The organism is Corynebacterium sp. HMSC034A01, from assembly GCF_001838175.1.
Taxonomy (GTDB): Bacteria; Actinomycetota; Actinomycetes; order Mycobacteriales; family Mycobacteriaceae; genus Corynebacterium.
Map to the genome: position 1 here is coordinate 29170 of NZ_KV835969.1, position 23235 is coordinate 52404.

The 23235-nt window shown below is 67.3% G+C and carries 19 protein-coding genes and 1 pseudogene; 12 read left to right on the forward strand and 8 right to left on the reverse strand.

Features of this window, described 5'->3' with window-relative positions:
* A pseudogene (locus tag HMPREF2791_RS06660) lies at window positions 1–1311 on the forward strand (hypothetical protein); the annotation flags it as partial.
* A gap of 86 nt (window positions 1312–1397) precedes the next feature.
* On the opposite strand, the gene HMPREF2791_RS12370 reads toward HMPREF2791_RS06660, so the two are convergent.
* Both HMPREF2791_RS12370 and HMPREF2791_RS06665 read right to left on the reverse strand, forming a co-directional pair.
* The gene (locus HMPREF2791_RS12370) at window positions 1398–1472 is read right to left on the reverse strand and encodes a 50S ribosomal protein bL37 (protein ID WP_095066802.1); all 75 of its coding nucleotides are present in this window, start codon (window positions 1470–1472) and stop codon (window positions 1398–1400) included.
* Window positions 1473–1563: 91 nt separating this feature from the next.
* On the reverse strand, window positions 1564–1827 hold the full coding sequence (locus tag HMPREF2791_RS06665) for a WhiB family transcriptional regulator (protein ID WP_034997533.1): 264 nt from the start codon (window positions 1825–1827) through the stop codon (window positions 1564–1566).
* Between the two features lie 521 nt (window positions 1828–2348).
* On the opposite strand from HMPREF2791_RS06665, the gene HMPREF2791_RS06670 reads away from it, so the two are divergent.
* Window positions 2349–2759: a hypothetical protein gene (locus tag HMPREF2791_RS06670; protein ID WP_246815235.1), complete on the forward strand. Its 411-nt coding sequence runs from the start codon at window positions 2349–2351 to the stop codon at window positions 2757–2759.
* Between the two features lie 33 nt (window positions 2760–2792).
* On the opposite strand, the gene HMPREF2791_RS06675 is transcribed toward HMPREF2791_RS06670, so the two are convergent.
* Window positions 2793–4004 carry an Rv3212 family protein gene (locus HMPREF2791_RS06675; protein WP_070844815.1) on the reverse strand — a complete coding sequence of 404 codons (1212 nt, stop codon included), beginning with the start codon at window positions 4002–4004 and terminating at the stop codon, window positions 2793–2795.
* On the reverse strand, window positions 4001–5260 hold the full coding sequence (locus tag HMPREF2791_RS06680; RefSeq protein WP_246825480.1) for a DEAD/DEAH box helicase: 1260 nt from the start codon (window positions 5258–5260) through the stop codon (window positions 4001–4003). The genes HMPREF2791_RS06675 and HMPREF2791_RS06680 overlap by 4 nt, the downstream gene beginning before the upstream one ends.
* A gap of 190 nt (window positions 5261–5450) precedes the next feature.
* Between HMPREF2791_RS06680 and HMPREF2791_RS06685 the strand changes: the two genes are divergently transcribed.
* From HMPREF2791_RS06685 to HMPREF2791_RS06720, 8 genes are read left to right on the forward strand one after another with little or no spacing between them, the layout of a single operon-like run.
* A complete protein-coding gene (locus tag HMPREF2791_RS06685; RefSeq protein WP_070844817.1) occupies window positions 5451–5675 on the forward strand; it encodes a DUF3107 domain-containing protein in 225 nt (74 codons plus the stop codon).
* An 11-nt stretch (window positions 5676–5686) separates the two neighbouring features.
* Window positions 5687–6901, forward strand: coding sequence for a DUF3152 domain-containing protein (locus HMPREF2791_RS06690; RefSeq protein WP_083327922.1), 1215 nt, complete (start codon window positions 5687–5689; stop codon window positions 6899–6901).
* A gap of 10 nt (window positions 6902–6911) precedes the next feature.
* The gene (locus HMPREF2791_RS06695) at window positions 6912–7643 is read left to right on the forward strand and encodes a hypothetical protein (protein WP_141764941.1); all 732 of its coding nucleotides are present in this window, start codon (window positions 6912–6914) and stop codon (window positions 7641–7643) included.
* 17 nt (window positions 7644–7660) lie between these two features.
* Window positions 7661–10774: an ATP-dependent DNA helicase gene (locus HMPREF2791_RS06700; protein ID WP_070844818.1), complete on the forward strand. Its 3114-nt coding sequence runs from the start codon at window positions 7661–7663 to the stop codon at window positions 10772–10774.
* Window positions 10767–14078, forward strand: a complete 3312-nt coding sequence (locus tag HMPREF2791_RS06705) for an ATP-dependent helicase (protein ID WP_246825477.1) — start codon at window positions 10767–10769, stop codon at window positions 14076–14078. Before HMPREF2791_RS06700 ends, HMPREF2791_RS06705 begins: the two co-directional genes overlap by 8 nt.
* Window positions 14075–15151, forward strand: a complete 1077-nt coding sequence (locus tag HMPREF2791_RS06710) for a potassium channel family protein (protein WP_070844820.1) — start codon at window positions 14075–14077, stop codon at window positions 15149–15151. The genes HMPREF2791_RS06705 and HMPREF2791_RS06710 overlap by 4 nt, the downstream gene beginning before the upstream one ends.
* Before the next feature lie 4 nt (window positions 15152–15155).
* Window positions 15156–15941 (forward strand): NUDIX domain-containing protein, encoded by a 786-nt coding sequence (locus tag HMPREF2791_RS06715; protein WP_070844821.1) that lies wholly within the window; start codon window positions 15156–15158, stop codon window positions 15939–15941.
* On the forward strand, window positions 15932–17980 hold the full coding sequence (locus tag HMPREF2791_RS06720; RefSeq protein WP_070474936.1) for an ATP-dependent DNA helicase UvrD2: 2049 nt from the start codon (window positions 15932–15934) through the stop codon (window positions 17978–17980). Before HMPREF2791_RS06715 ends, HMPREF2791_RS06720 begins: the two co-directional genes overlap by 10 nt.
* 8 nt (window positions 17981–17988) lie before the next feature.
* Here the strand turns inward: HMPREF2791_RS06720 and HMPREF2791_RS06725 are convergent, their stop codons facing one another.
* Entirely contained in the window at window positions 17989–18819 is an 831-nt protein-coding gene (locus HMPREF2791_RS06725; RefSeq protein WP_070844822.1) for a hypothetical protein, read from the reverse strand.
* Between the two features lie 42 nt (window positions 18820–18861).
* On the opposite strand from HMPREF2791_RS06725, the gene HMPREF2791_RS06730 reads away from it, so the two are divergent.
* Window positions 18862–19380, forward strand: a complete 519-nt coding sequence (locus HMPREF2791_RS06730; protein WP_070844823.1) for a M48 family metallopeptidase — start codon at window positions 18862–18864, stop codon at window positions 19378–19380.
* Between the two features lie 11 nt (window positions 19381–19391).
* Here the strand turns inward: HMPREF2791_RS06730 and HMPREF2791_RS06735 are convergent, their stop codons facing one another.
* Window positions 19392–20825, reverse strand: coding sequence for a zinc-dependent metalloprotease (locus HMPREF2791_RS06735; RefSeq protein WP_070844824.1), 1434 nt, complete (start codon window positions 20823–20825; stop codon window positions 19392–19394).
* A 101-nt stretch (window positions 20826–20926) separates the two neighbouring features.
* Between HMPREF2791_RS06735 and HMPREF2791_RS06740 the strand changes: the two genes are divergently transcribed.
* Complete coding sequence (locus HMPREF2791_RS06740; RefSeq protein WP_070844825.1) at window positions 20927–22000, forward strand: YlbL family protein; 1074 nt, start codon at window positions 20927–20929, stop codon at window positions 21998–22000.
* On the opposite strand, the gene HMPREF2791_RS06745 is transcribed toward HMPREF2791_RS06740, so the two are convergent.
* Both HMPREF2791_RS06745 and HMPREF2791_RS06750 read right to left on the reverse strand, forming a co-directional pair.
* Entirely contained in the window at window positions 22001–22705 is a 705-nt protein-coding gene (locus tag HMPREF2791_RS06745; RefSeq protein ID WP_070844826.1) for a hypothetical protein, read from the reverse strand. It abuts the gene before it with no gap.
* A gap of 1 nt (window position 22706) precedes the next feature.
* Window positions 22707–23195 carry a PPA1309 family protein gene (locus HMPREF2791_RS06750; RefSeq protein ID WP_070844827.1) on the reverse strand — a complete coding sequence of 163 codons (489 nt, stop codon included), beginning with the start codon at window positions 23193–23195 and terminating at the stop codon, window positions 22707–22709.
* Window positions 23196–23235 lie beyond the last annotated feature (40 nt).

Consider the following 23235-nt stretch of genomic DNA (forward strand, 5'->3'; position numbering starts at 1 on the left):
CGAAACACCATCGCCGCAGCAGTTGCCGCCGCCATCGCGGTGTCCGGCGTAGGCGTCGCACACGCCGCCGACGAGATCGAGCTGGCACCGGTGCTGACCAACACCGCAACCCTCGTTGACTCCGACGGCGACGGCCTGCCCGACATCTGGGAAGAAGAAGGCGTCGTACTCGCTGACGGCACCGAAATCCCCCTGCCGGACTGGGGCGCTGACCCGAACCGTCCGGATGTCTTCCTCCAGCTGAACTGGATGGCCTCCGAATACGACACGCTCGGCTGCGACGCATCTGCTGCCCGCGAGTGCGCCAAGGCCAACCGCACCTCCTACGCCCCGTCGAAGCAGGGCCTGGATGATTTAGTGGACCTGTTTGCCGACCACGGCATTAGCTTGCACATCGACGCCGGCGAGTACTACACCAACATCGCCAACTACACCGAGCGCTTCGGCGGCGAGACCATCGAATACCGCGACGTGTACTTCGACCCGAGCCGCCACGAAGCATTCCAGCTCATCGACACCATCAACGAGCTTGGTGATCGCGCGAACATCTTCCGCCCCGGCGTGCTCGGCGACCGGATGCGTGCCGGTTCCAACGCCACGGGCCTGTCGCTGGTGGGCGATAACTCCTTCTACGTTGCCAACCCCGGCGGGCTCGCCACCGCCGAGCAGGTGCGCAACACCATCCTCCACGAGTTCGGCCACACCCTGGGGCTGCGCCACTGGGGTGGCGCAAAGTATGTCGAGGACATTGCAGAGGGCTCGCCGATGCAGGCCGGTTACCGCTCGGTGATGAACTACAACCACCAGTTCGACTACTTCAACTACTCCGAAAATGGCTACTTCGCCGACACCCCGGCAGGCAAGGTGTTCATCCCCGCCGACTGGGACGTCCTCGAGCTTGCCAACCCGCGTATCGGCGCCTACGCCGAATCCATCGGCGCCCGCGCCGACATCGCCGAGGTTGAGGTTGAAGAGGTCGAGCAGCCCGAAGAGATCATCGAGATTGAACAGCCCGAAGCTGTTGAGGTTGCCGAAGAGCACCCCATGGTCGCACTCGAGCCGGCCGAAGAGGTAGAAGCCCAGCCGGGTGAAGTCCCCGCCGAGCAGCCCAAGGCAGAGCCGAAGGCAGAGCCGAAGGCAGAAGCCAAAGTCCAGGCCGAGGTCGAAGACGCCAAGGAAGAGGTCAAGCCCGCCAAGGCAGAAGCCCCCAAGCAAGCAGAGGCACAAATCAACATCGCAGCCATCATCGGCGCTGTCGTCGCAGCCCTGGCAGCCCTGGGCATCGGCGCAGCACTCCTCGCAATGCGCTAAGTCGGAGGTTGGCTGGTAGGCAGAAACCAACAAGCGGGCCCTTCCTGAAATGGGAAGGGCCCGCTTGCTACTTCGTTTACCGCGCTTTAAGAGTTGGGGCGCTTACCGCGGTTAGCGCTCTTCTTGCGACGGTCCTTGCGCTTGCGACCACGCTTGCTCATGGGGGCCTCCTTCAATATGGGTACCGGTTACAGATGTTCTACTGTATCGCCCTGCACTACTGGCAAGGTAATCCGGCGGAGCTTTATGGTTTTATGCCGACAGGCGTGCGCGGTTGCGGGCGCGGGCCTTGTTGCGGCGCTTGAGTGCGCGACGCTCCTCCTCGGACAGGCCGCCCCACACGCCGGCATCCTGGCCGGTCTCCAGAGCCCACTTCAGGCACTGGGAGGTGACGGGGCAGCGGTGGCAAACCAGCTTGGCCTGTGCGATCTGGCTCAGGGCCGGGCCGGAGTTACCGACGGGGAAGAACAGTTCCGGGTCCTCGTCGCGGCAAATTGCTTCGTGGCGCCAATCCATGATGATGACTCTCCTTAGTAAGTCGGGTGTGTTGAATCCATGTGCAATTACGTGCGCACCACAAACACCCGCATTTGGCGGATGCGTTGCAAACGAAGTTTGATTCCTGGCACCGGGCGGAGCTTCCCGTTGGATGCGGGACCCGTCTTCCGGTTTACCGGGCGTTAACCCTGTGGTGGCTGAGGGTTAAGGGCTGTTTAACCAGCCCGTTGTTTTTGCTACCCGGAAATAATGGCATGTTCACTTACACCGCGCTAGGGGTGTAAGCCGAATTGTGATACGAATCATAGAATCTAACCCTGTTTTGGCTGGCAGGGGTTGGGTGCGCGGTGTGTCCTGAGGGCGTCGATAGGCAATGTGACCTGCTGAAAGGTTGTTCTTCTGCGAGATAGGTCACCGTCAAATCGCGCAACACGAATGGGAGCGTGGGGCGGCGGGGCCTAGACTGCTTCGATGTGGAAACCAACAACAACCCCGCTCAGCCCATGCCCGAAGTTGCGCCTGGAACCGTACCCGCAGTAATGCGGTTCAGCGCAGTGGTGGTACTGGTGCAGTGCGCCGCGATGTTCGTCTACGCGGCCTCCCTGATCGTCTCCCAGTTCACCGAGCACACCTCGACGTTGGAGTCGCAGTCTCCGGCCGCGAACTACATCAACATCGGTACCGCGACGTTCCTAGTGATCATCTTCGGTTACATCGCGTATGCCGCGGTGAGCACGTTGAAGGGGAACCCGCGCGCAACTGGCGCGATTGTGCTGGTGGAAGCGATCTTGGCCGGTGTTGCGGTGTACATGTTCCGTGGCGGCGTGCCGCTTCTCGGCGCTGCGACGCTGGCCTCTGCGGTGCTCGCACTCGTCGGTATCTTCCACCCGGCGACGCGCGAGTACAACGAAGCGCGCTACGCGCAACGCAAAGCGCGGCGCTCACAGTAAAAGCGCCGCGCTAGGGGGGGTAAAGCCGATTGCTTAGGTGTTGGCCTTCATCACCACAACTTCGTCCCCGCGCTTTTCCACGACAGTGGCGCCGGCGGACGAGATGTACACCGGACCGCTGTAGCCGCCGCGGTCGACCGGGATGATCTTGTCCACGGCATTTTTATCCCAATCCACCACGGCAATACCGCTGTCGGAGGCGTAGAGCAACTTCTCACCGGCGGAGAAACCAGTACCCAGCGCGCCCTGGAACACGCCCGTAACAGCAAGCGCGGAAGGCTCCATTAACAACAGGGAGTTGTTCTCCCAGTAGGTCATGTGGTGCGGCAGGTCGGCAACCGGCAGGTTCTTCACAATGCCGTCCGGGCCAAGTTCCGGGCTATCCATCTGCGGCACCGACGAGGAGCTGATGTTGGTGCCCTCCGTGTTGTAGCCGCGCACCTCGGAAGTAGTCGGATCGTAGACCGCGGCCGCATCCTGGGAGATGGACACCAGGTACGCGTCGGGGCTGATTTCCACGTTGGCGAGAACCTCGGGCTTGCGCGAATCCTCCGGCGTGGCCTCCTGCAGGCGCAAAAAGGCGCCGTCGTCGCAGATTTCAGTGACAGCCACGAGCTCCGTGCGGGTCAGGGCGGAAGTGATAGTGCACTCGTTGGGCTGCATGTCCGGCTCCTGCTTCGCCTCCACATGCCCGTACTCCACGGTGCGCACTAGATCGGAACGCCACACCTCGGCGCGCTCGGAGCTGGCGTAGCCCACCCGGTCGTTCGATGCCAGGCGCACCACGTTCTCCGGCGCGATAGCTGAGCGAGTGCCGGCGTACTTGCCGGTCTTCGCGTCAATGGCGACGACGTCGCCGCAACCGGCGTTGTCGCGGTAGGTCGCCACAACCTTGCCCCAGGCCTGGTCCACCAGGCACAGCTCGTTGGGGCGCTCGTACGTCCACACGGTTTCACCCTCCGGGGTAGTGGCGGTGAGCGTGTTGTCGTTGTACGTGATCACCATGCCGCTGGCCACCAATGGCTGGTCGCGTCCGGACGTGTCGGTCAGGGAAAACCCTTCGCTGAAGGACTTCGGCACCACGGCAAGCTGGCCGTAGTCCTGTTGCTCTTCTTCAGCGGCACTCAAGTGCGCGTCGCGCGCGGGAGCGGTGAAAAAGGCGGTGCCCAGCAGCAGCGCTGAGACGCCTGCGATCACTCCGGTAGCGATCAGGTCGCCGCGGGTGCGACGCAGGGGAGCATTCATCGCCGTTTCCTTCCTGGGGTTCGTGCTGGACGTGCCCCGAGCACTTTACGCGGGCGGCCCACTCGTGCTGTAGCCGAGCCCGGGATATCCAGCGCCTCGTGCAGCTCCGGCGAGGTGGAAAACCACTCGGGCAGCTCGCGGGCACCGAGCGACAGCTCGTCGTTAATCGCCTCCCACTTGCGCACCTCGTCGTAACCCACCAGCGTGACGGCAGTGCCCTTTTTCCCGGCGCGGCCAGTGCGGCCGATGCGGTGCACGTACGTCATCGGGTCGTCCGGTGTTTGGAAGTTGATCACGTGGGTGACGTCTTCGACGTCGATGCCCCGGGCGGCGACGTCGGTTGCGACGAGGATGTCGGCCGAGCTGCGTCGAAAAGCATCGAGCGCCGCCTCACGCGCACGCTGGCCAAGATCGCCGTGGACCGCGGCGACGGTAAAGCCGCGCTGCGCGAGATCCTCCGCCAGCTCTGCGGCGGAACGTTTCGTGCGGGCGAAAATGATGGTGCGCCCGCGGCCGCGGGCCTGGAGGATGCGCGCGACCACCTCGGGCTTGTCCATGCGGTGGGACTTCAGCGCAACCTGGCGGGTGGTGTCGTGGGTGCGCGGCGCATCGGCGGACTCGGCGCGGATGTGCACTGGTGTGTTCATCTTCGCGCGCGCAAGCGTAAGAATCGGGCCCGGCATGGTGGCGGAAAACAGCATCGTCTGCGCGTCCCCGCGCACCGCAGCCCACAACTTTTCAATGTCGGGCAAAAAGCCCATGTCCAGCATCTCGTCCGCTTCATCGAGTACCAGAATGGCGACGTGGGAAAGGGTGAGGTCCCCGCGCTCGTGCAGGTCGATCAGGCGCCCGGGCGTGCCGACGACAACGTCCACGCCCGCCTTCAGCGCGGCGATCTGGTCCTCGTACGGACGGCCGCCGTAGATCGTGGTCACGCGCACCGGTGTCTGGGAAGCGGCGAAGGCTAGATCGTCGCCCACCTGCACCGCCAACTCGCGGGTGGGCACCACCACGAGTGCGCGCGGCGTGCCGTCGAGCTCGTCGATGTCCGCGTCGTCAAAAACACGGTCGAGCAGCGGCACACCGAAGCCGAACGTCTTGCCCATGCCGGTGCGGGCCTGGCCGATGATGTCCCGGCCCACCAGTGCGCGGGGCAGAGTCAGTTCTTGGATGGAAAAGGGGCGAACAATGCCGCGCTGCGCCAGCGCATCGGCAATTTCGGCGGCAACGCCCAGCTGAGCAAACGTCGGCGGCAGCGACTTCTCGCCGGCCGGGGCGCCAGTTGAGGCGCGGTTGTGTTCACTCTCAGCTGAATAGGGCACGCGTTCATCTTAACTGCAGGCCGTTACAATGGGCACTCCGTGCGCGCGGGCTCAATGAGGTCCGCCGTCGCCTACAAACTAACCCAATAGATAATATCAAGCGTGAAGGACAGTGAGCGACACTATGGATATCAAGATTGGTCTTGCAGACAGCCCCCGCGAACTGACGATCAAGCTGCCGGAGGGGCAAGACGACATCATCGCCACCGTCGAACAGGCGATTGACGGCGGCCAGCCCACCTTGAAGGTGGAGGACGACAAGGGCCGCGTCTACCTCATCCGTACCGACCGCATCGTGTACGTGGAGCAGGGTACTGCCGCAGCCCGGTCCGTCGGGTTCATGCGCTAAATTACGCATTTATGGCACAACGGCACGGCGCACATGAACGGGACGCCCGCGGCGGTGGCCCCATCGGCGGCGACCCCGAGGCGCACCGCCGTTTAAGCGACGGCGAAATCGGCGCTAACGACGCCGCTGACGATGACTTCGGCGACTGGTTTGATAGCTGGGACCTTGAGGCCGAGGACACTGAGCCCGCGCGCCCGCGCCGGCGCCGTGCCGCAAAGCGCTCTCAAAAGAGCAGCAAGCTTGACGACGTCGCCCGGAGGCCCAAGTCCCGCGCCGCACACGCCGAAACTGGTGGGGGAGTATTCGGCGCATCCTCTGGCGGGGACAGTAGAATTGCCGTGTTCGCGCAGGATTACGGATGGCGCGCCTATGCCATCCCCGTGCTAGCCGTGATCACCGTTTTCGTGTTGATCAACATGTTCCAGAACCCGGAGGACCTCGCCGTAGGGGCCACTGGCCCCTCTGCTGAGGAGGACGCCTCGGCAGCGTCCTCGCCCGCGCAGCGCGGGGAGGACCCGGATGGCGGCGTGAAGCCGCTGGAGCCGGCGAAAATTGCGGAAGGGCAGTTCGATCCGCACGATCTGCCGCCAGGCGGTCCATACACCACCACCGGCGCCGGCACCTTCTACGAGGTGGGTGCGCCGGGCATGACCGCAGGCGAAGGCACCGAGCTTGTGGTGCGATTTGCTGTGGAGGTTGAGCACGGCATCGATACCTCTGGATACGGCGGCGACGAGGCGTTTGCGCACATGGTTGACGCGACGCTGAGCGACCCGCGTGGTTGGATTAATGATCCGCGTTTCCGCTTCGAGCATGTCAGCGCCGACGACAACCCGTCGCTGAAAATCCGTCTGACCTCCCTGGACACCACCGCGGAGCTGTGTGGGGTCCAGATTGGCACCGAAACCAGCTGCCGCACCCGCATCACGGGCGAGGACACGGTGCTGCTCAACGAGTCGCGCTGGGTGCGCGGCGCCGTCCCGTTCCAGGGTGATCTGGGCAGCTACCGCCAATACCTGATCAACCACGAGGTGGGCCATGCAGTGGGCTTTGCGGAGCACGTGCCGTGCCCGGAGCCGAACGCTCTGGCGCCGATCATGATGCAGCAGACCTTAAGCCTGAACAATGCGCAGCTGCGGGAAATGAGTCCGGAGGACAATTACCCGGACAACCCGGACACCTGCCGGCCGAACCCGTGGCCCTACCCGCGCCCAGCGGTGCTGTAGGAGGCTGAAAGTGGCAGAGCGCACAGCACGGCAGATCCCCGGGCACGTGTTATCCGCGTTTCAGCTCGACGGGCGCTCTGGCCTGCCCGTAGGGCCGGAGTGGGACAACGGTGTCCGCTTCGGCAGGGTGGTGGTCTCCGAGGCCAGCGATACGGCGGCGTGGTCCGGCAAGGCCCGCGATCATGCCGGGGAGTTCGGCACCGGCATTGCCGTCTCCCGTCCGGTGCGCGCTACCGACGGTCGCCTGGTGGTCGGCGGTTTCAAGGCCAGCGAGTTCGTTGAGGGGCGGGTGCTTGCGCGTATCGACGAAGCCGTGTCCGCCGCCCTGCACTATGACGAGGCGATGGCCGGGGTCGAGGCGCCGGCGGCGGACCGCGGCGACGCGTTCGCCACGGCAGAGCGCGCGGTGTGGCGCGACTACACGCCGCAGCCAGACGACGTTGTGGCGCACATGGACTTTGCGTCCTGCCTGCTCTTTTCCGGGGATATGGTGCCGACGTTGACGGACCTTGTGCCGTCTTCAAGCAAACGTCCCCGCGGTTTTACCGCGGCGCTGGTGATTGTGGACGGGCTGCTCGCTGAGGCCTGTGATGCGGCCGTGCTTGATCGGTGGGCGCACGTGCCGGGGCTGCGAGAGCTCGCGCGGCGGGCGCTGGAATACCGCGTGGCCTGCGCGAGAACGACCGGTTCGGACATACGTTCGATAGCTGAGGGGGTTGATCGGGCGCTCGTGTCGGAGTGAGTGACACAATCAACGGCATGACTTCCACCAGACCCTCACCCGTGCCCCCGACGGTACTCGAGCCGAAGGCTTACCTCGTGCCGCGCACGCGTCCGAACACACAGCGTGAATGGCCGGTAGAGCTGCCTCAAGAAGGCCTGTACAAAGTCACAGGCGAGCCAGGCTCCGGGGTGTCGAGCTTTCTGCTTGACACCGCCGCAGCCGCGATGCGCAGGCGCGCAGACAGCGAAGCTGAACACGGCCCGGGCGGGGTGTTGGTGCTCACAGATTCCAAGGAGACCGGCGCGCGGCTGCGCGCGGAGCTGGCGGACACACTGGCAGCCTCCGGCTTTGTCTCGGACGAGCCGGTGGTGCGCTCGGTGCACTCGCTCGCGTTCGCGCTGGTACGCCAGCAGACGGACGAAGAACTGCGGTTGATCTCCGGCGCGGAGCAGGACGCGGTGATCCGCCAACTGCTGCAGGGCCACGCCGAAGACGGCGGCGGCACCTGGCCCGCGGAGCTGCGCCCGGCGCTGCCCATGGTTGGTTTCGCGCGGCAGCTGAGGGACTTTTTGCTGCGCGCCATTGAGCGTGGTCTGGGCCCGGAGGACCTGGTGGAGCTGGGGCAGCGCCACGACATTGGCATCTGGTCCGCCTCGGGCGATTTCTTGCTCGAATACCAGCAGGTGATGGCGCTGTCCGGTGCGCACCGCCTGTCGGCCTCCGAGCTGATTGCCGCCGCCCTCGAGGTGGAGCTGCCGCGCACGTGGCACACCGTGATCGTGGACGACGCGCAGCACCTGGCGCCGGCATCCGCGGCGCTGGTGCAACGGCTGCTGGAGCAGGCGGACCTCGGGGTCGTCGGCGGGGATCTGGAGCAATCCGTATTCCACTTCCGCGGTGCCTCCCCGGCATTCTTTAAGGACTTGGGCGGGTTGGACCACGAGGTGATTGACCTCGGCGCCACCCGCAGGACACCTGCGAGGTCCGCGGCGATTGCAGATTCCAGCGCGGCGGAGCTGTCCCTGGTGGCGGACACGCTGCGCCGCGCACACCTGGAAGAGGGCGTGGCGTACCGCGACATGGCGGTGGTGGTGCGCTCCACGCCGCTTCTGGAGCCGATGCGGCGCGCGCTACTGCGCGCCGGGGTCCCAGTTTCGCTCAACCCCACTGACCTGGTGCTGGGGGAGCAGCGCATCGTCTCCGCGCTGCTGCTCGGCGTGCGCGCGCTGTACGAGGAACTTTCGGCCACCGAGTGGCGCGACCTGCTGCTGAGTCCCGTTGGCGGTGCGGACCCGGTCACACTGCGCAGGCTGTTGCGCGGCCTGCGCCGTTGGTCGCCAGAGACCCGCGCGGAGGAAAGCCTGCGCGAGCTTTTAGCCACCCCGGTTGGGCTGCCGGACTTCGGCACCGTGCTCACGGACCGCGAGCTGGACATCTTGCACCGCGTGCGCGACGTGCTCGACGCCGGGCGCAGTGTGCTTGCGGACGGCGGCACGGTGGAGGAAGTGCTGTGGGCGCTCTGGCACGCCACGGGCTTGTCCAACCGGCTGCTGGCGTCTGCGCTGCGAGGCGGGGCGACTGGTTCGCAGGCGGACAGGGACCTCGATGCCGTGATGGCGCTGTTCGACGCCGCCGGCGACCACACGGAACGCAGGCCCAGCGCGGGCATAGAATCCTTCGTCGCCTCGATCACCGAGCAGGAGCTGCCCACTGGCGTACGCGACCGCCGCAACGCCACCCCGGACGCGGCTGCCCTGCTTACCGCCCACGGCGCAGTAGGACGCGAATTCCGCCGCGTGGTCGTGGCGGGCGTGCAAGAGCTGACATGGCCGAGCCTGGGGGAGACCGGGTCGCTGTTCCGTCAGGAGGACCTGGTGGATCTCATCGACAAAGACGTCGACCCCGGCGTGCCTGTCTCCCACATCAACGAACGGCTGGTGGAGGAGCGCCGCCTGTTCACGGTGGCGACCAGCCGCGCTACGGAGCAGCTGTTGGTTACCGCCGTGGAAAGCGACGACGGCGAGGAAGTGGAGCAGCGTTCCAGGTTCGTGGAGGAGTTCTGCCGGGACTTCGACGTGCAGCCGCGCCCGGTGCGCATTGCGGGCTCGTCCGTGGACGCCACGCGGATCGCCGCACAGCCTGCTGTTGGGGCCGAGGTCGACAGCGCGGTGGTGCGCGTGCTCGCGCACGACGACCTGATCGCCGAGTTCCGCCGCGTGTTGGTGGACCCGGAATCCACCGAGGCTCAGCGCAGCCAGGCGTCCCGTCAACTCGCGCGTTTGGCGGCCGCAGGGGTGCTGGGCGCGGACCCAGAGCAGTGGTGGACGACCACGGAGCCGTCCACAAGCGAGGCGCTCGAGGTTTCGCCGGCGCTGTCCCCGTCACGGGTGGAAAAGTTGCTGGCATGCCCCATGCAGGCCGTGCTGGAGCGGATGTCCGGCCTGGACGAAACGCTGGACATGATTTACGGCTCCATGGCGCACGCCTACTTCGAAGCGCTTGGTAACGGCATGGACGACACCGAGGCGCTGGATGCGACCGTGGCGGCGCGCCGCGCGGCGGATAATGCCCCGGAGTGGAAGGTCGAGCGCGACATCGCGGGCTTTCAGGCCATGCTGGAGCGCGCCCACGGCTGGCTGCAGGCCAGCCGCGGGGCATTCGAGCAGGTTGCCGTGGAAGCGGATGTGAACGTCCAGGTCAGCGACAATGTGCGCATCCGCGGCAGGTTGGACCGCCTCGAGCGCGACAGCAGCGGTGCGGTGCACATCGTGGACCTGAAAACGGGCGCGTACCCGCCGACCGTCGACGCCACTGCGGACAACCCCCAGCTAGCCACCTACCAGTTGGCGCTGGCGCACGGCGAGCTCGCCGGCGGCAAGGTCGTCACCGCCCGCGACGGCGCTCATGCGCTTTCGGTGGGCGGGGCGGTGCTGGTGTACCCGAACGCCAACAAGACCACGCTGAGCACCCGCGAGCAGGCGGCGAAAACCGCGGAAGAGCTGGACGCGCTCGCCGCCGCGCTCGACGGGCTGCCCGAGGAAACCGCAGGACCGACGCTGCTCGCCGTGGTCGGCCCGCAGTGCGACCGTTGCGCTGTGCGAGCGCTGTGCCCAGTCCAGCCGGAAGGAGCGACGATCCACCATGTCTAACCCCACCCCGATGTCTCCCGTGCTGCTGTCGCGCTACCTGGGCCAGCAGTACCCGCCGACAGACCAGCAAGCCGCCGTGATCGGCGCCGAACCCGGCCCGCTGCTGGTGGTCGCCGGCGCCGGTGCAGGCAAAACCGAAACCATGGCCGCGCGCGTGGTGTGGCTGGTGGCCAACGGCTACGCCCGGCCGGACGAAGTTTTGGGCCTGACGTTTACCCGCAAGGCCGCCCAGGAGATGGGCAAACGCATTCGGGACCGTCTGGGCTCACTCGCGGCCAACACCGACCTGGTGCGGCGCCTGGACCCGTCCGGTGAGCTGGCGAAAAACCTGGAGGTGATTGCGCCTTCGGTGTCCACCTACGACTCGTACGCCGGCGAGCTGATCCGCGAATACGGCCTGCTGGTGCCGGTGGAGCCGGACGCCCGGTTGATCACCGACGCGGAGCTGCACGCCATCGCCACTGACGTGGTGGTCAACTACTCCGGCGGGCTAATCACAGAGCTGGGCTCCAACCCGTCGCTGTCAACCGTGGTGGAGGACCTGCTCGCGCTGACCACGGCGATGGGCAACGAGCTGGCCTCGCCCGAGTGGGTGCGCGGGCACGCGCACGACTTCCTCGCAGAAACCGAGTCCTATCCCATGGCCCCGCGCGCCCGCGTGGAGTTCACCAAGGTGCTCACGAATTGGCGCTCCAAGCAGGAAATGCGCGTGAACATGCTGCCGCTGGTGGAGGAGCTAGCGGCGGAGCTGCGACGCCGCGGCGTGGTCACGTTCAACGAGCAGATGTCCGTGGCAGCGAAGCTGGCGCGCGACCACCAGACAGTGGGGGAGTCGCAGCGTTCCCGCTACCGCGTGGTCATGCTGGACGAGTACCAGGACACCTCGCACGCGCAGCGCGTGCTTTTGCGCAGCCTGTTCGGCGAGGGTGCGGACCCGTCGCTGACGGTGACCGCAGTGGGCGATCCGATGCAGGCGATCTACGGCTGGCGCGGCGCGACCGCCGCCAACCTGGCGGCGTTCGTGGAGGACTTCCCGTCGCCCGAAGGCCCGGCGCCGAAGAAGCAGCTGACCACCTCCTGGCGCAATCCGCCCGAGGTGCTGGACCTGGCCAACGGCGTTTCCGACGCGGTGCTGGGCACCGCCGAGAACAGGGCGGTGGCTGCGCTGCAGGCGCGGCCGGCCGCGCCTGCCGGCGATGTGACCCTGGGCTTCTTCCCGGACCAGGACGCGGAGATCGCCTACGTGGTAGACGCGCTCGCGCAGGAATACCAGGCAGCAGCGCAGGAAGGACGCGCGCTTTCCGCGGCCGCGCTGGTGCGCAAGAACCGCCACTCGCCGCTTTTGGCTGCGGCGCTGGAGGAGCGCGGCGTGCCCTACGAGATTGTGGGCCTTGCAGGGCTTTTAGACGTCCCGGAGGTCGCCGACACCGTCGCCATCGCCACGATGCTGGTGCGCCCGGACGACACCGCCGCTGCGCTGCGCGTCCTCGGCGGACCTGCCGTGGGCCTGGGCCTGGCTGACCTGCAGGCGCTGGCGTCGCGCGCAAACAACCTGCACGGCTCGGGCGTTGACACCAAGCCGGAGGCCACCCCGGCGGACGCGGCGGAGCACCTGCACGCCCAGCTGGAGGAGCTGGTGGCCCGCGCCGAGGAGATCTCCGCCAGCTCGGACAAACCCGAAGGGCTCACGGACGCTTTGGCGGACCTGGGTGAGACGGAGCGCTACAGCGAGGAGGGCCTTGCGCGCATGCGGGATACTGCGGCGAAGCTGCGCTGGCTGCGCACCCACAGCCTGGGCAAGCGCTTAAGCGACCTGTTCGCCGACATCATCCACGTCTTCGGCATCCGCACCGAGGTGCTCGCCCGCGGATCCGCCACGGGTGCCGTGCACCTGGACCGGCTGCTCGAGGAAGTCGCCGCATATCCGGGCGCGGGCTTGGACGGGCTGCTGCACTTTTTCGAGCTCGCCCGCAGCTTCGAGGACGGCTTGGCTCCAGGCGCGGTGGCGGTAAAGGAGGACCGGGTGCAGATCCTCACCGCGCATAAGGCCAAGGGCCTGGAGTGGGACACCGTGGCGGTGCTGCACGCGGACGCGGCGACGTACAAGTCCAAAACGGAAACCTTCCTCACCTTCCCGCGCTTCCTGCCTCCGGAAACGTTCGGCGACCCGGACGTCTACCCGGTATTCGCGGACGTGGAGAACCGCTCGGACTTCGAAAAAGCGGGCAAGGCCTGGCTCAAGGAGGTCGCCGGGGATTTGGCCGAGGAGGCCGCCCGGTTGTTCTACGTGGCGGTGACCCGTTCCGGGAAGAAACTCATCGTCACCGGCTCGCGCCGCCGCGAGGGTGTTGCGCGGGAGGCGGAGCCTTACGAGCACTTCGCCGCCATGCGCGAGCGGGTGCCCGAGGAGTGCGTGGTGGTCTGGGACGACGGCGCCGCACCCGAGGCAGACACAGAAGAGACCACGCAGGAGGCAGCCGCGCCGGAGTCCGGCCGCTGGCCCCACTACGCGCCCGCGCCGCACGACATCGCGGCTGCCGAGGCGGTCCGCGCCGCCATGGACACGCTGCCGGATTACGCCGACGGCGAGCTGTTCTCGCTCTGGGAGCGCGACGCCACAGCCTTGATAGAGGAGCACGATGCCGCCCAGGCCGCGGACGTGCCGGTGGTCATGCCGGGCGAGCTCACCGCCTCCGACGTGGTGGCGCTGAAGGCGGACCCGGAGCAGTTCGCCCGCCGTGCCCGCCGCCCCGTGCCGTTCAAGCCGAACACCTACGCCAAGCGCGGCACCGCGTTCCACGAGTGGCTGGAGCAGTTCTACGGCGCCCGCCCGCTGCTGACAGAGGACGAGCTGCCGGGCAACGACGAGGCGGAGGTGGACCGTGCCGTCCTGGATCGGCTGAAGCGCAACTTCGAGGCCAGCGAGTGGGCCGGGCGCACGCCCGAGTACGTCGAGCACCCCTTCGAGCTGGCACTGGGCGATTCGGTCGTGCGCGGGCGCATGGACGCCGTCTTCGCCGACGATGACGGCTGGGTCGTGGTTGACTGGAAGACTGGCGAAAAGCCAGGCCGCGACGCGATGGAATCTGCCCAGCTGCAGCTTGCGGTCTACCGCGAGGCGTGGCGCCGGATCGCAGGTGACGGTAAACCGGTGCGGGCGGTATTTTTCTACGTGCGCACCGGTGAAACGTTCGCGCCGCGCGCCTTGCCGGATCTCGACCAGCTCGAGACAATGCTCGGAGGCGCGGGCACCGGCACGCCCGGCGAAAACATTGCACTAGAAAGCGAGGAGCGGCAGGGATGAAGCTTCGGAGCCTGTTGTCGCTGCGCGCAGACGCGACCGACCTCACCGAGATCCCGGTGCACAGCCTGCTCGATGTGGTGAACATCCCCACGGCGGAGCGCGCGACTCCGTGGTCGCTGATAGCGCGCCGCTTCGGCTACGCGCTGCTGCTCATCATTGTTGTCGCGTTCGTGGCGTATTTGGACAGGGACGGCTACTCCGAGCCGCTGACGTTCATCGACGCGCTGTATTACTCCGCGGTGACGCTGTCCACCACGGGCTACGGCGACATCACCCCGGTGACGCAGTCCGCCCGCCTGATTAACATCTTTCTGATCACCCCGGCCCGTGTGGCCTTCCTGATGGTCCTCGTCGGCACCACCTTGTCGGTGCTCACGGAGGATTCCCGTAAGACGCTCCAGATCCAACAGTGGAGGAATAGCGTGCGTAACCACACTATTGTCATCGGCTACGGCACCAAGGGCCGCTCGGCCATCGACGCGTTGATCGCGGGTGGCACCGCGCCGTCGTCGGTCGTGGTCATCGACCCGGACCCGGCCGCCCTCTCCGTCGCAGAAAAGCGCGGGTTGATCACCGTGCACGGCAACGGCACCAAGTCGGACGTGCTGCGCGTGGCCGCGGTCAGCCGCGCGCGCTCCGTGATCGTGGCGCCGTCGTCGGACGACACCGCCGTGCTGATCACCCTGTCGGTACGCGAGATGGCGCCGAGCGCGATGATCGTGGCCAGCGTGCGCGAGAGCGAAAACCAGCACCTGCTCATGCAGTCCGGTGCGGATTCGGTGATCGTCTCCTCCGAAACCGCGGGCCGCCTGCTCGGCATCGCCACCGTCACCCCGCCGGTGGTGGAGATGATGGAGGACCTGCTCAGCCCGGACGAAGGCTTCGCGGTGGCGGAGCGCCAGATTGCGGACGACGAGGTCGGCGCGAACCCCCGCCACCTCGCGGACATCGTGCTGGGTGTGGTGCGCTCCGGCGAGCTCTACCGCATCGATTCCCCCGAGGCGGAAACGGTCGAGCCGGGCGATCGCCTGCTGTACGTGCGCATGAACGGCGCGATCACCAACCGGGATTAGCCGGATGTTCTTGCTCATCGATGCTGCCGGGCGCTTCCCACTCGGTGCCGACGGGGAGCCAAAGCTTATTGACGCACCTCCGGCCGCCGCCGAAATCACCTCCCACGTGCACGTGACCCGGGAGGTCACCGCGGCCCGGGTGCACGGTGTCGATGCGGCAGATCTCGCCGGACCGGACGCGGCGACCGGGGACGCGCGCACCCACGCCAGCCACCCGCTGGCGGCGCGGGCAGTCGGTCTGGTCAACGCCCGCGAGCGCACCCGCTTCGACCCTGCGGACGGCTCCGAGGTGCGCTGGGGCGACGGCGGCATCGTCGCCCGCGGCGCCACCGGCCGGCCGATCTTCCCGCGGCTGGATCCGTGCGTGATTGGCCTGGTGGAGGACCCGGCGGGGGAGCGGATCCTGCTGGTGGAAAACGCCCGCCGCCCCGGCTACCTCACCCTTGTGGCGGGGTATGTGGACGTCGGCGAGACCCTCGAGGCCGCGTTTGCCCGCGAGGTGTGGGAGGAAACCGGCCGCCGCGTGCGCGATGTGCGCTACGTGCGCTCCCAGCCGTGGCCTCTCTCAGGCGCGCTCATGCTCGGCATGGCGGCGCGCACGGCGGACGTCGATGCGCAAGCGCCCACGGACGGGGAGCTGACACGCACCGTCTGGGCCAGCCGTGAGGAGCTAGGCGAACTTACGCTTGCCGCGGAGGGCACGATCGCCCGCGCACTCATCGACGACTGGGCGGGCTCCCCGCACACTCCACAAACGCACAACCCGGAAGGAGCACACCCATGGCGATAGACCTCAGCGTGCTGGACGACGACCAGCGTGTGGCGGCGGAAGCACCCCGCGGGCCGGTGTGCATCCTCGCCGGTGCAGGCACGGGCAAGACTCGCACGATCACCTACCGCATCGCCAACCTCATCGACCGCGGCCAGGTCGCCCCCAACCGCGTGCTGGCGGTGACGTTTACCAAGCGCGCCGCCGGCGAGATGCGCGACCGGCTTACCGCCATGGGCATCGGCGGGGTGCAGGCGCGCACGTTCCACTCCGCGGCGATGCGCCAGCTGCAGTACTTCTGGCCCCAGATCGCAGGCGATCTGCCGTGGCGGGTGCTGGACAACAAGTTCCCCATCGTCGCCCGCGCCACCCGCGCCGCAGGCCTGGACACGGGCAAGGAAATGGTGCGCGACTTGCTCAGCGAGATCGAGTGGGCGAAGTCCTCCGTCATCGGTCCGGAGGACTACGTGCAGCGCATCGCCGATTCCCCGCGAACACCGCCGGCAGACGCGCAGAAGGTCGCCCAGGTCTACCGCTTCTACGAGGAGGCGAAGACCAGCCCGGAAGGCATGCTGATCGACTATGACGACCTGCTCATCCACGTCGCTGGCGCCCTGGAGAACGCGCCGGCGGTGGCGGAGGAATTCCGCGCGCAGTACCAGTCGTTCGTGGTGGACGAGTACCAGGACGTCACCCCCTTGCAGCAGCGTGTGCTGGAGGCCTGGCTAGGCACCCGCGACGACCTGACGGTGGTCGGCGACGCCAACCAGACCATTTACTCCTTTACCGGCGCGACCCCGGATTACCTGTTGAACTTCTCGCGCACGTACGAGCACGCGACCGTGGTAAAGCTGCAGCGCGACTATCGCTCGACCGTGGAGATCACGGACCTGGCCAACACCGTCATCGGCAAGGCCACCGGCCGCATCGCCGGCACCCGCCTGGAGCTGCAAGGCATGCGCGGTCACGGCCCGGAGCCACAGTTCAACGGCTACGACGACGAGCCCGCAGAGGCGCGCGCGGTGGCGCAGAAGGTGCGCAAGTTGCTCAACGACGGCGTGCCCGCCCGCGAGATCGCCATCTTGTACCGCATCAACGCGCAGTCCGCCGCCTTTGAAGCGGCACTTGCGGACGAGGGGATTGTCTACCAAGTCCGCGGCGGCGAGGGCTTTTTCCAGCGCGCGGAGATCCGCGAGGCGTTCGCGCAGCTTCTGCGCGCCTCCAAGCGCACGGACCTGCCGGACGATCCGGTGCGCATCGCGCGTGCCGCGCTCGCCCCGCTGGGCCTGACCCCGGAAGAGCCGGAGGGCGCGAAGGCCCGCGAGCGCTGGCAGTCCTTGAACGCGCTTGTGGATCTGATCGAGGAGATCGTGCGCACCCGCGAGGCGTCCACCATGACGGAGGTGCTGGGCTCGCTGCGCCGCCGCGCGGAGGCGAAGCAGCCCCCGGCCGTGGACGGGGTGACCCTGGCCAGCCTGCACGCCGCGAAGGGCCTGGAGTGGGACGCGGTGTTCTTGGTCGGCCTGGTGGAAAAGACGCTGCCGATCTCGCACGCGCTGAAAGCCGGCGACGAGCAGATCGAGGAGGAGCGCCGCCTGTTCTACGTCGGCGTCACCCGTGCGCGCGAGCACCTGCACATGTCGTGGTCGCTGGCGCGCCAGGAGGGCGGGCACAAAAGCCGCACCCGCTCGCGCTTCTTGGACGGGCTGGTGCCGGATCTGGAGGTGGAAAAATCCCCGCAGCGGCTCAAGCGCGCGAAGCGCTGCCGGGTGTGCGGCAACCAGCTGGGCACGCCCGCGGAGAAGTCCTTGGGCAGGCACGAGGAATGCGAGCCGAGCTTTGACGAGGCCGTCTACGCCGCGCTGAAGCGCTGGCGCCTGGACGTCTCGCGCGCCGCTGGCCAGCCGGCGTTCGTGGTGTTCACCGACGCGACGCTGATGTCGATCGCGGAGGCCATGCCTGCAGACGAGCGCGAGCTGCTCGGCGTCTCCGGCGTGGGTCCGGTGAAGGTGGACAACTATGGCGCCGGGGTGCTCGAAGTGCTGGGGCAGTTCCGCTAGAAGCATCCCTAGAAACACATGGCGCAGTCCGGGTGCGGCGGCAGCGACGCCGTGGATACCGGCGTCGGCGCGAACGGGTCCACCACCGTGAGCAGCCCAGCCTCCGGCTTCGGCGCGGAGACCCCGGGCGGGTCCGGTAAGCCCGCCAAACGTCGCAGCGACACCGCGGCAAACGCAGCGCCAGCCGCCGCAGCTACAGGGTCTCCCTGCACGCTCAGCGGCGCGCGCTGCTCCACCACGGGCCAGTTCGGGTCCCGGTCCAAAAGATAGAGGCGCACGCACAACGGGCAGGGGCCGGGGCGGGCGCACACCGGGCCCACCACCACGCGCGCGTCCACCTGCGTCACCGGCAGCACCGCGCCCTGGCGCTGACGGGTCAGTGCGGCGAGCTCGCCGAGTAGGGCAGTGGTGTTCACCGCAGTCACCGGCACCCACGTGTCGCCGCGCAGGAGGAACTTCGACAGCGCCTCGTTGCGCGCTTGCGTGCGCACATCCAACCCGCACTCGCGCAGTCTTGCGGTCACCGCTGCGGCCAAACACCCGTGGCCGACGAGCAGCACCTCGGGTTCTACAGCCGGGACGAGCACCCGGTAGCTGAGTAGGTCGTCCACCAGGCTGCGGGCAGCCTCGGCGCCGATGAGCTCGGCGAGCTGCTCCAGCACCCAGCCCAGCCGCCGCGGCCGCATCAGCACGCCCAACAGTGCGGCGACGTCCTTGGCGTGCTCGGTGGTCACCAAACCTGTACGCGTGGCGTCGGTGCCGAACTGCATGACGTTGTCTGCGCGCAGAAACGGGTGCGCGCCCTGGGCGAGTTTCACCCGTGCGTTGTTGTTGATCATCCCTGCATCCACCCCCGATGCGGGATCCTACAATGCATTGCCATGGCTGGCAGGCAAACGCAGAACAATTCGACGCCGTACCGCGTGATCCGCTCGGCGCGCAGGACGCGCTCGGTGCAGGCGCGGCTTGTCGGCGGGGTGGCGGAGATCCGCATCCCCGCGCACTTCACTGACGCGCAGGAGCGCGAGGCGGTCACCGAGATGCTGGCCAAACTCGACCGCAAGACAAAGGCACGCCCGCGTGACGACGATTCCCTGCGCACGCGCGCCGACTCCCTGAACACGCACGTCCTGGACGGCCAAGCGCGCATCGGTTCAATCCGGTGGGTGTCTAACCAGCGCTCCAGGTGGGGCTCCTGCACGGTTGCCACCGGCGACATCCGCATCAGCGACCGGCTCAAGCAGGTGCCGGACTACGTGCTGGACGCGGTGATCGTGCACGAGCTGACGCACACGTTCATCCCGAACCACAGCGCCGAGTTCTACCAGTGGGCGGACAAGGTACCGTACGCGGAGCGCGCCCGCGGCTACCTGGAGGCCTACCAGCGCTTCGGCGGCTAGAGCTCAGGGGCCTAGAGCTCGGTGCCGTCCTCGCGGCCGTCGTCCTTGCCGTCGCCGTCCTCGCGCTTGAGCTCCGGGTTGTCGCGCAGCTCCTGCTCGAGCTTGGCAAATTCGTCGTCGAAGTCGGTGTCGGGCTGATCGTCGAGAAGCGTGTCGATGAACGCCGCCGGGTTGTCCAAGTGCTCCGCGGTCGGCAGGAAATCCGGGTGGTTCCACACTTGGTCGCGGCGCTCGGTGCCCACGGCGGTGTCGATGCGGCGCCACAGCTCCGCGGCGTCGCGGGTGCGCGGCGCACCCAGCTCGATGCCCACGATGTTGGCGAAGGCCTGCTCGGCGGAGCCGCCGGTGGCGCGTCGGCGCGCCCATGCCTCGGCCAGCTGCGGGGTGGACGGGATACGGTCGCCGAGTGCCTCAGCCACCACCACGTCGACCCAACCTTCCACGAGGGCGATGAGCGTCTCCAAGCGGGAGGTGGCGCCGGCGTTGCGGGTGCCCACGCGCGGGGAGAGGTCCTCGCCCTGCAGGTTCTGCAGCGCCTCCTGGATCTGCTGCGGGTCGCCGCCTTCCAGGTTGAGGTTGCGGGCGACTTCCTCGATGTGGGAGGTGTCGATCTCAAGACCTGCGGCGTATTCCTCCACGGAGGAGACGACGCGCTCCACCAGCCACGGCACGTGGCGGAACAGACGCTGGCGTGCGGCCTCACGGGCGGCGATGTAGACCATCACTTCCTGGCCGGCCAGCTCCAGGCCCTTGGAAATCTCGGCGATGTTTCGCGGCAGCACCGCGGCGGTGCCAGCGGGGGCCACGGGCAGGCCGAAGTCGGTGCCGGTCAGCGCCTGCTGCGCCAAATCGCCCAGCGCGTGGCCGAGCTTCATGCCGAACTGCATGGCGTTCATCTGGTTCATCATCCCGGCCATCGGGCCCATCATCTCCCGGGCCTGCTCCGGCATGGAGTCCAGCTGGGCGCGGTTCATGTGCTCCGCCACCGGGTTGACCAGGCGCTTCCACATGGGCATGGTCTGGTTCAGCCACTGCTCGGCGTTCCACGCCTGCGCCTGTGCGCCGCTTGCGGGCAGGTCCGTGGCCTCGTCCAGCCACAGCTCCACTAAGCGCAGGGATTCCTCCGCCGCGCGGGTGTCCGCATCGGAGACCGGGTTTGCACCCGAGATGCGCTGGCGTGCCATGCGCGCGGCCAGCTCGAAGTTCACCGCGTCGCCCGTCGCCTGGGCGTTCATGGACGAGCCCATGCCGGAGAGCATCTGGCCCAGCTGGTTAAACACGTCGCCTAAGCCGCCTCCGCCGGGCTGGCCCCCGCCGAAGCCGAATGCGGCAAACGGGTTGTTCGCGTCGCCGCGGCCGTTTCCGTCGCCGCCCCGATTGTTGCCGTCGTTTTCGCCGTCATCGTTCGAGTCGTTAGGAAAGGAAAAGCCGAATCCGTTAGTCATGCCAGCCAGAATACAGTCAGCCCGCGAGTGCATGGGTTCGCTGATAGCCAGCAACGGTCCAGCAACAGTACTTTGCTCCTCCTGCGCTAGAATCTGCGCCCATGTCCAAAGCACGCGAAGCACGAAACCGGCGGTGGTCGACCCTGGTCTGGGGGTCCATTCCCGTCGTGCTGCTTGCAGGTGCACTGACCGCGGACCACATCCCGGGCACCGACATCCGCCTGACGGTGCCGTACGCGGCGGAAGGGCCGGGGCCCACCTTTGACACGCTCGGCGAGGTCGGCGGCGAGCCCGTCGTGGACATCGAGGGTGCGGAGACGCTGGATACCGGCGGCAAGCTGAACATGACCACCGTGTCCGTGCGCACGAACATGACGCTCGGCCAGGCGCTGGGCCGCTGGATTGCCACGGACGACACCATCGTGCCGGTGGAGCAGATCATGCCGCCGGACTTGGACGAGGACCAGGTGCGCGAATTTAACCAGCAGGCGTTTGTCGCCTCCGAGGCCTCCGCGACGGTGGCGGCCATGCACTACTTAGAGCGCCCCACCACGGTGGTGGTGCACGACGTGATGGAAGGCAGCGCCTCCGAGGGGCTGCTGCAGCCCGAGGACCTAATCACCGCGGTTGCCGGCGAAAAGGTGGAAACACCAAAGCAAGTCCAGGATGCCGTGCGCGCCAAGGCACCCGGCGAGACGATCGAGGTCACCGTCGAGCGCGACGGCGAGGAACGCACCGAGACCGTGGAGCTGGGGGAGAACCCGCACGAGAAGGGCCAGCCCATGCTGGGCATCCTCATGACCTCCGAGCCGGCCGGCGGCATCAGTGTGAACTACAACCTCAACGACATCGGCGGGCCGAGCGCCGGCATGATGTTCTCCCTGGCCGTCATCGACAAACTCACCCCGGGCGCGCTCAACGGCGGCAAGTTTGTTGCGGGCACCGGCACGATCAACGAGGACGGCGAGGTCGGCCCCATCGGCGGCATCACCCACAAGATCCGCGCAGCCGAAGACGACGGCGCCGAGCTGTTTTTGGCGCCCGGCGGCAATTGCGACGCAGTGAAGCGCGTGGACACCGAACACATGACGGTGGCGAAGGTGGACAACCTCGCCGAGGCCGTCCAGGCGATGGAGGATTTCGCCGCGGGCCGCGATGTGCCCGCCTGCGACTAGCTACTGCTTGGCCAGCCCCAGGTCGTAGATGCGCTGGCGCGGATCGTCCTGGTCGGTGGAGATCAGCTGCTGCATCACCTGACCGGCTTCGTTGTCCACCACGGTGATGATCGCGGAGGTGCCGAGTGTGGACCAGCCCACCACGCGGTCGCCGTCGTCCTCCACCACGCGCGAGGAGCGCAGCTCCGTCAAAAGCTGCGTCGTCGAGGCGGCCTTGGAGTCGGAGTCGAAGAACTGGAACTGGCCGACGCCCTCGCCGGAGCAGTCGAAGGAGCCGCTCAAGCCGCCCGCCGCGCAGTCGTCGAACTGGTCGAAGAACTCTTCAGGGGCCAAGGTGGCAAAGCGCTCGCGCACTTCCTTCAGCGCGTCAGCCTCCTGCTTCTTTCCGCTTGTCGACGTCGCATCCGCCGTGCCCGCAGCAGTCTTCTTCGACGACGATTTCGTGGGCGTGCCAGAGGTGGCCGACGTGGAAGCGGTCTCGCTTCGCGTCGACGTCACCGTCGCGGTGTCAGTCTCGGTGCTCGCGTCTGTCTGCTCCGGCTCGCTCGGCGGTGTTTCCGTGGAGGTGATCTCCGGCGCGCGGGTATCGGGATCATCGGAGCCGGAATCGTTGGAGCACGCCGTAAGCGTCAGCGCTGCGGCGGTGGCGGCGGCGATGACGGAGACGGAAGGGGACCAGGCGCGGGAAGTAGGCACAACCGACATTCTAAACCAGCTCGTCCGGGTCCTGCTCGAGGCCGTAGCGCAGCGCCGCCACAACGCCCGGGGCCACGCCGGGTCCGCCGCGCAGCTCGATGTCGTCCTGGGCGAACGCGCCGCGCTCCTCAAGCTCCTCCTCGGTCAAGCGCAACTGCAAAAGCGTCTGCTCGATGTCCTCTTCGCGCAGCACGCCGGAGAACAGGCGCGCCGGGCGTGGCTCGGCGTCCTCGCCGGCGGAGGCGTCCTTGAACATGATCTCCTGGGCCAGGATTACGCCTTCGACTTCTCGCGGCCAGGCGATGCGGGAGACGTACTCGCCCAGTTCCTCGGAGCCGGGCAGGATGTGCTCTGGGAGGTCTTGGACCACCAGTGTTAACGGGGAAGAGTCGTCGAGGTGGCCCAGCTCGTCGACAAGCAACTGCGTCGGCACCAGGCCGAACAAGGTTGGGGGAGCGTCCCACCCCTCCGCGTGGACGAACTCGACGGCCTCCATCATGGCCTTATTTAATGCTTGCTGTTCGCGCACGGGAACCCTC

What these genes read in the sequence shown, in the direction of transcription:
- HMPREF2791_RS06665 (WP_034997533.1), bottom strand. Translation starts at nt 1,827, where the DNA reads ATGGATTGGCGCCACGAAGCAATTTGCCGCGACGAGGACCCGGAACTG.
- HMPREF2791_RS06670 (WP_246815235.1), top strand. Translation starts at nt 2,349, where the DNA reads ATGCGGTTCAGCGCAGTGGTGGTACTGGTGCAGTGCGCCGCGATGTTC.
- HMPREF2791_RS06675 (WP_070844815.1), bottom strand. Translation starts at nt 4,004, where the DNA reads ATGAATGCTCCCCTGCGTCGCACCCGCGGCGACCTGATCGCTACCGGA.
- HMPREF2791_RS06685 (WP_070844817.1), top strand. Translation starts at nt 5,451, where the DNA reads ATGGATATCAAGATTGGTCTTGCAGACAGCCCCCGCGAACTGACGATC.
- HMPREF2791_RS06690 (WP_083327922.1), top strand. Translation starts at nt 5,687, where the DNA reads ATGGCACAACGGCACGGCGCACATGAACGGGACGCCCGCGGCGGTGGC.
- HMPREF2791_RS06700 (WP_070844818.1), top strand. Translation starts at nt 7,661, where the DNA reads ATGACTTCCACCAGACCCTCACCCGTGCCCCCGACGGTACTCGAGCCG.
- HMPREF2791_RS06705 (WP_246825477.1), top strand. Translation starts at nt 10,767, where the DNA reads ATGTCTAACCCCACCCCGATGTCTCCCGTGCTGCTGTCGCGCTACCTG.
- HMPREF2791_RS06710 (WP_070844820.1), top strand. Translation starts at nt 14,075, where the DNA reads ATGAAGCTTCGGAGCCTGTTGTCGCTGCGCGCAGACGCGACCGACCTC.
- HMPREF2791_RS06715 (WP_070844821.1), top strand. Translation starts at nt 15,156, where the DNA reads ATGTTCTTGCTCATCGATGCTGCCGGGCGCTTCCCACTCGGTGCCGAC.
- HMPREF2791_RS06720 (WP_070474936.1), top strand. Translation starts at nt 15,932, where the DNA reads ATGGCGATAGACCTCAGCGTGCTGGACGACGACCAGCGTGTGGCGGCG.
- HMPREF2791_RS06725 (WP_070844822.1), bottom strand. Translation starts at nt 18,819, where the DNA reads ATGATCAACAACAACGCACGGGTGAAACTCGCCCAGGGCGCGCACCCG.
- HMPREF2791_RS06730 (WP_070844823.1), top strand. Translation starts at nt 18,862, where the DNA reads ATGGCTGGCAGGCAAACGCAGAACAATTCGACGCCGTACCGCGTGATC.
- HMPREF2791_RS06735 (WP_070844824.1), bottom strand. Translation starts at nt 20,825, where the DNA reads ATGACTAACGGATTCGGCTTTTCCTTTCCTAACGACTCGAACGATGAC.
- HMPREF2791_RS06740 (WP_070844825.1), top strand. Translation starts at nt 20,927, where the DNA reads ATGTCCAAAGCACGCGAAGCACGAAACCGGCGGTGGTCGACCCTGGTC.
- HMPREF2791_RS06745 (WP_070844826.1), bottom strand. Translation starts at nt 22,705, where the DNA reads ATGTCGGTTGTGCCTACTTCCCGCGCCTGGTCCCCTTCCGTCTCCGTC.
- HMPREF2791_RS06750 (WP_070844827.1), bottom strand. Translation starts at nt 23,195, where the DNA reads ATGATGGAGGCCGTCGAGTTCGTCCACGCGGAGGGGTGGGACGCTCCC.